The organism is Streptomyces sp. NH27, from assembly GCF_056859195.1.
This window is the reverse complement of sequence record NZ_JACEGK010000444.1, coordinates 1-6,728: the sequence shown is the minus strand read 5'-3', so window position 1 is coordinate 6,728 and position 6,728 is coordinate 1. Positions and strand designations below refer to the sequence as shown.

Below are 6,728 nucleotides of genomic sequence, written 5' to 3'. Positions count from 1 at the left end.
ACCGCGGACGGCCTGATCTGCCGCTGCGGCAACCGCGGCTGCCTGGAGACCGTCGCCAGCCCCGTCGCCATCGCCCGGCTGCTGTCGGACAGTTGGGGCCAGCAGGTAGCCGCCCGCGACCTGCCCGCGCTGATCGAGCAGCGCAACACCGGGGCGCTGCGCGCGGTCCGAGACGCCGGGGACGCGGTCGGCCGCGCGCTGTCGACCCTGGTCACCCTCCTCAACCCGCGTCTCATCGTGGTCGGCGGCGACCTGGCGGGCGCGGGCGAGGACATCCTCGAACCGATGCGGGCCGGGGTGCGGCGGCACACGCTGCCGTCGGCGGTGGAGAGCGTCGACATCGTCACCGGGGGCCTGGGCGACGGCGCGGAGGTCCGGGGCGCCGCGGGCCTGGTGTTGGCCGATGCCCCCCAACTGCTGTCCGCCGCACCGGCCGCACAGCCGGCGGAGCCCGCGTAGCGCCCCGGCCGGGCGCGCTGACGGGATCGTGGGCGACCACCCACAATGGGTGGCATGGAACCCATCATCACCGCGGCCGAACTTGCCGCGGCGCCCGCCTCGACCGCCGTACTCGACGTTCGCTACAAGATGGGCGGGCCGCCCGGGCACGGCGAGTACGCGGCGGGCCACGTCCCCGGTGCCCGGTACGTCGACCTGGAGGCCGCGCTGGCCGGGCCGCCCGGGCCGCGCGGGCGCCACCCGCTGCCCGACACCGAGGTGTTCGGCGCGGCGATGCGCGCGGCCGGTGTCGGCGCGGACACCGACGTGGTGCTCTACGACGACTGGAACGGCTGGGGCCCGGCCCGGGCGTGGTGGCTGCTGCGCTGGGCGGGCCACGAGCGGGTCAGGGTGCTGGACGGCGGGCTGGCCGGGTGGAAGGCCGCGGGGCTGCCGCTGAGCACCGAGGAACCGGCGGCGGGGGACGGGGACTTCGTGCCGCGGCCCGGCGCGCTGCCGGTGCTCGACGCGGCCGGCGCCGCCGAACTCGCCCGCCGCGGGCTGCTGCTGGACGCGCGCGCGGGGGAGCGGTACCGGGGCGAGACCGAGCCGATCGACCCGGTCGCCGGCCACATCCCGGGCGCGGTGAGCGCGCCCACGACGGAGAACGTCACCGCCGACGGCTTCTTCCGCGCCCCCGCCGAACTCGCGGCCCGCTTCAGCGCCCTGGGCGCGACGCCCGACGCCGAGGTGGGCGTCTACTGCGGCTCGGGGGTGTCCGCCGCCCACCAGATCCTCGCGCTCGCGGCCGCGGGCGTCCCTGCGGCGCTGTACGTGGGCTCCTGGAGCGAGTGGAGCGCCGACCCGTCCCGCCCGGTGGCGACCGGCGGCCAGCCGGGCTGACGCGCCGCCGGACGGACGCGTAAGCCGGACGCACGCGTAAGGGGCAGCCACCCAAGTGGCTGCCCCTTACGGCCGTCGGCTCCCGGTCGGTGTCCCGATTCCCCTTACGGGCCGGGCTGTTCCTGTCCGTGCGCAGTCGCTACTCCTGCTTCTTGCGGCGACTGCCGAAGACGATCTCGTCCCAACTGGGCACCGTGGCCCGCCGTCCCGGGCGGACGCCGTCCGCCTCGGCCTGGCGGTCGGTGGTGCCCTTCAACCGGTCGCGGTGGCCGGCCACCGCACGCGGCATCAGTACGTCGGCATAGGCCGAGCCCGCACCGGCGCTGGCCGCGGGTGCGGCCTCCTCCGGTTCCTCCTGCGGCACTTCCGCCGCCGGAGCGGCGTCCGGCGGTCCCTGCGGGGGAGCAGGCACGACCATGTCGCCGCGGAAGCTCGGCACCGCTTCGAGCAGGCTGGTGAGCGAGTCGCGCTCCTCCGGCTGCTCCTCGGCGCGTGCCTCCCGGTCCTGGCGGTCGGCCCGGTCGGGCCGCTCCGGGCGTTCCGTGCCGGGGCGGTCCAGCGGCCGGTCCCAGGGCAGCCGGGCGATCCGGGGCACGAACGGGAAGCTCGGCTCCTGACCCTGGGTCTGCGCGGTCTCGCCGATCAGCGCGCGGGCCTCGTCGTCGACCGCCTGTACCAGGCGGCGCGGCGGGTCGTAGGTCCAGCTCGCCGAGTGCGGCTCACCGGCCACCCGGTAGACCAGCAGCACCTCCCAGGTGCCGTCGTCGCGGCGCCAGGAGTCCCACAGCACGGTGTCCTTCTCCGCGCCGCGCAGCAGCAGGCGTTCGGCGACCGCCTCGCCCAACTGCGGCCCGGTGGTCTCGCCCTGGCGGCGGACCGGGGTCTTCCTGGCCCGCTCGGCCATGAAGGCCCGCTCGGCCAGCACCGGCCCCTCGAACCGCCGTACCCGCTCCACCGGGATGCCGCCGAGCTGGGCGACCTCCTCGGCCGAGGCACCCGCACGTATCCGCGCCTGGATGTCCCGGGGCCGCAGATGGCTCTCGACCTCGATCTCGATCTGGCCGAGCCGGGCCCGGTCGTTGCGTACGGCGGCGCGCAGCCGCTCGTCGATCGGGAGGGTGTACTCCGTGCTGTCGGCAGCTTTGAGCACCAGTCGGGTGCCGTCGTTGCTGACGGCCACAACCCGCAGTTCGGGCACGATTACCTCCCGGGTGGTGCCTGCCGACGTCACGTGCGTCGCTGCTCCCGTTGAACGAGTGTGGCCTGCCCGGGTGCAGCGTGCCACAACCTTGCGGAGTTACCCGGCGTGTCGGGACAACATGGTGACACGCCGTTATGGGACGGTAGTCGATTGGCCACCCAGCGTGACCAATTGTGGTACCCCGGGACGAGCGCTCCCGACTCCCCCGCACGCGTCCTTGGCGACCGGCCGGGCGCCCGGAAGCCAGGATTTGTCACGGTACTCCATTCGGGCCACCGCGGGGCGGCTGCCGCGCCGTCGAATGTCATGCGGGAGGCGGGAGTTGGGTGACCCGGCTCACAATTGCGGGCATCACGCATCACCCGAAAGAGGACGTAGCCGACGAAGTCGCCGTCGCCCGGCCGCGAAATCCGGCACCCGGCTACGAACCCAGCACCCGGCGCAGGTAGTCGTTCGCGAACAGCCGGTCGGGGTCGAGCCGGTCGCGCAAAGAGGTGAATTCGTCGAAGCGCGGGTAGGCCGCGCGCAGGTACTCCGCGTCGCGGGTGTGCACCTTGCCCCAGTGCGGCCGCCCGCCCGCCGCCGTCATGATCCGCTCGACCGCGGTGAAGTACTCCTGGTAGCGGCTGCCCCGGTACATGTGCACCGCCACGTAGGCGCTGTCCCGGCCGGACGCCGTGGACAGCGCGATGTCGTCGGCCGGCGCCACCCGCACCTCCACCGGGAAGCTGATCCGAAGGTCCGACCGTTCCACGGTGGCCTTCAACTCCCGCAGCACCGGCACCGCGGCCTCCCGCGGCAGCGCGTACTCCATCTCCACGAACCGCACCCGGCGCGGGCTGGTGAAGACCTTGTACGCGATGTCGGTGTACGTCCGGGCGGACAGCGCGCGGCTGGAGAGCTTCGCGATGCCCGGGATCGCCGACGGCGCCACCTTGCCCAGTGCGCAGGCGGCCTGGAAGACGCCGTTGGACAGCAGTTCGTCGTCGATCCAGCCGCGCACCGCGGGCACCGGGGCGGCCGGGCCCGTGCTGCGGTTGTTGCGCTTGGTGTTGCAGCCCTCGGTGTGCGGGAACCAGTAGAACTCGAAGTGCTCGTTCTCGGCGACGAGTTGGTCGAAGTCCGCCGTCACCCGGTCGAAGCTCATCGGCTCCTCCCGGGCGGAGAGCAGGAACAGCGGCTCCACCGCGAAGGTGAGGGCGCTGACCACGCCGAGCGCGCCGAGCCCGATCCGGGCGGCGGCGAACACCTCGGGGTTCTGCTCGGCCGAGCAGGTCAGCACCGATCCGTCGGCGGTGACCAGGTCGAGTGCGACGATCTGCGCGGCGATCGAGCCGGAGTCGCGGCCGGTGCCGTGCGTGCCGGTGCTGGTGGCGCCGGCCACCGTCTGCTCCATGATGTCGCCCATGTTCCGCAGCGACAGGCCCACCGCGGCCAGCGCCGCGTTGAGCTGCTTGAGCTGCACCCCGGCCTCCACGGTGACGGTGCCGGCCTCGGCGTCGATCGACCTGATCGCGGACAGCCCCTCGGGCCGCACCAGCAGCCCGTCGGTGGCCGCGGCCGCGGTGAAGGAGTGGCCGGAGCCGACCGCCTTCACCCGCAGGCCGTCCGCGGCCGCCTCCCGTATCGCCACGGCCAGTTCGTCCACCGACGCGGGCGTGGCGACCCGCCCCGGGCGCGCCGAGACGTTGCCCGCCCAGTTACGCCACACCCTCGCCTTCGCGGGTGCCGTCGTGCCGCTCGTGGCCGTGGGTGCTGCTCCGGTCCGGCTCATCGTGATCCTGCTCCTCCCGATCCGGTGCCGGCCGCAGCCGGCGATAGCCGAGGAACGCCACCGCCGCCGCGAAGGCCGCGGCGAAGGTGCACACCCAGAAGGCGGCCGAGGCACCGCGCGCGTCGATCACCCGACCGGCGAGCGCGGCACCGGCGGCGACGCCGACCGCGAGACCCGTGCTGGTCCACGTGATTCCCTCGGTCAACCGCCCCCGGGGTACCAGCTGTTCGACCAGGCCCATCGCGTTCACCATCGTGGGGGCGATGGTCAGGCCGGAGAAGAACAGCGCCAAGGCCAGGAACCACAAGTTCCCGACCAGTAGTGGCGGGATCATACTCACCGCCATCAGCGAGATGCCCAGCCGGAACCTCCCCGCGATCGTTCCGCGCGGCCGCGTCAGCCCGAACACCAGCCCGGCGACGCACGAACCGAGCGCGTATGTCGCCAACACCACGCTGGCCAGGGCCTTGTGGCCGCGCTCGTCGGCGAACGCGACCGTCACCACCTCCACCGCGCCGAACATCGCCCCGGTGCCGACGAAGACCCCGACCAGCACCGCCAGCCCGGGTGCGGCCAGTACCGACCCGCCGGCCTGGTGCGCGTCCGGGTGCGGGACGGGCTCGGTGCCGCGCAGCGCGGTCAGTGCCAGCACCCCGACGGCCAGGAACACCGCCGCCAGCAGCGGCCCGGCCTCGGCGAACCAGCCCGTGCTCAGCCCCACCGACAGGATGGGGCCCACGATGAAGACGATCTCGTCCACCACCGCCTCGACCGAGTAGGCAGTGTGCAGCTTCTCCGGGGTGTCGCGCAGGATCTCCGACCAGCGGGCCCGCACCATGGCGCCGGTGCTCGGCGTGGTCCCGGCGCCCAGCACGCACACGAAGTACGCCCAGTCCGGCGCCCCGGCCCAGACGCACGCCAGCAGCCCGGCCACCGACACCACCGACACCGCGCAGACCGGGCGCAGCACCCGCCGCTGTCCGTACCGGTCCACCATGCGGGAGATGCGCGGGCCGCTCGCGGCGGCGGACAGCGCCAGCGTGGCCGACAGCGCGCCCGCCAGGCCGTACCGCCCGGTCACCTGGGAGACCATCGTCACAATGCCGATGCCCAGCATCGACAACGGCATCCGCCCGACCAACCCGGCCACGCTGAACGCCATCGCGCCCGGGGTCCGGTAGATCGCTCGGTAGGGGCTGGTCACGTGGCGCTCCCCGGCATCGCCGCCGTCGGCACGGGGCAGGACGACATGGAGTCCCGCGTAAGGAACATGGTTGGCCAGTACAGCTTACGACCTGGTGCACGACAGGCGGTGGATCAGGGAGCGGCGTCATGGGGCTTCGGATGCAAGGCGCCGAAATGCCCGTTTCGGCGACGCCGCAGACGAAAGTCGCAGGACGTCGCGAGCCCGCCGCCTGTCGTGCACCAGGTCGTAAGGAAGGGGGCAAGTCGTTTTCCGCAGGAGCCGGGCACCGGGGGCGTCACACCGGAGTGGCAGGATCGGAGGTATGCCTGATCAGCGTGACCCGCACGCCGCGCCGGACCGACCCGACCGACCGGCTCGACCGGACACCGGCCCTTACGACGCCCTGCTGCTGCTCTCCTTCGGCGGACCCGAGGGGCCCGACGACGTGGTGCCGTTCCTGGAGAACGTCACCCGGGGCCGCGGCATCCCGCGCGAGCGGCTGAAGGAGGTCGGCAAGCACTACTTCCTGTTCGGCGGGGTCAGCCCGATCAACGCGCAGAACCGCGAGCTGCTGGACGCGCTCCGCAAGGAGTTCGCCGACCACGGCCTCGACCTGCCGCTGTACTGGGGCAACCGGAACTGGGCGCCCTACCTGACCGACACGCTGCGGGAGATCGCCGACGCCGGGCACCGCCGGGTGCTGGTGCTGGCCACCAGCGCGTACGCCTCGTACTCCGGCTGCCGCCAGTACCGGGAGAACCTGGCCGCCTCGCTCGCCGTCCTCGCCGAGGAGGGCCGCCCCGCGCTGCGGGTCGACAAGCTGCGGCACTACTTCAACCACCCCGGCTTCGTCGAACCGATGACCGACAACACCCTCGCCGCGCTCGCCGCGCTGCCCGAGGGGGTGCGCGACGGCGCGCGCCTCGCCTTCACCACGCACTCCATCCCCACCGCCGCCGCCGACACCTCCGGCCCGGTCGAGGGCCACGGCGACGGCGGCGCGTACGTCGCCCAGCACCTGGAGACGGCCCGGCTGGTCGCCGAACGGGTCCGCGCGGCCACCGGCAAGGACCGCGACTGGCAGCTCGTCTACCAGTCCCGCAGCGGCGCCCCGCACATCCCCTGGCTGGAGCCGGACATCTGCGACCACCTGGAGCGCGAGCACGCCGACGGCGCCCTCGCGGTGGTCATGGTGCCCATCGGGTTCGTCTCCGACCACATGGAGG

6 protein-coding genes are annotated in these 6,728 nt (G+C 73.6%); 3 read left to right on the top strand and 3 right to left on the bottom strand.

Features of this window, described 5'->3' with window-relative positions; all coding sequences use genetic code 11:
- Together AC13HU_RS28665 and AC13HU_RS28660 are read left to right on the top strand one after the other, a co-directional pair.
- Positions 1 to 459, top strand: a 459-nt coding sequence (locus tag AC13HU_RS28665) for an ROK family protein (RefSeq protein ID WP_483044866.1), incomplete at its 5' end; no start/stop codon positions are given.
- A gap of 54 nt (positions 460 to 513) precedes the next feature.
- Entirely contained in the window at positions 514 to 1,341 is an 828-nt protein-coding gene (locus AC13HU_RS28660) for a sulfurtransferase (RefSeq protein ID WP_483044865.1), read from the top strand.
- A 139-nt stretch (positions 1,342 to 1,480) separates the two neighbouring features.
- Here AC13HU_RS28660 and sepH read toward each other — a convergent pair whose 3' ends face one another.
- The 3 genes from sepH to AC13HU_RS28645 all read right to left on the bottom strand — a co-directional run bounded on the left by sepH (position 1,481) and on the right by AC13HU_RS28645 (position 5,520).
- Entirely contained in the window at positions 1,481 to 2,572 is a 1,092-nt protein-coding gene (sepH, locus tag AC13HU_RS28655; protein ID WP_483044864.1) for a septation protein SepH, read from the bottom strand.
- Between the two features lie 391 nt (positions 2,573 to 2,963).
- Positions 2,964 to 4,316: a D-arabinono-1,4-lactone oxidase gene (locus AC13HU_RS28650; RefSeq protein ID WP_483044863.1), complete on the bottom strand. Its 1,353-nt coding sequence runs from the start codon at positions 4,314 to 4,316 to the stop codon at positions 2,964 to 2,966.
- Positions 4,243 to 5,520, bottom strand: coding sequence for an MFS transporter (locus AC13HU_RS28645; protein ID WP_483044862.1), 1,278 nt, complete (start codon positions 5,518 to 5,520; stop codon positions 4,243 to 4,245). The genes AC13HU_RS28650 and AC13HU_RS28645 overlap by 74 nt, the downstream gene beginning before the upstream one ends.
- Positions 5,521 to 5,824: 304 nt before the next feature.
- Between AC13HU_RS28645 and AC13HU_RS28640 the strand changes: the two genes are divergently transcribed.
- Positions 5,825 to 6,728 (top strand): ferrochelatase (locus AC13HU_RS28640; protein ID WP_483044861.1); only part of this gene is annotated, 904 nt, incomplete at its 3' end.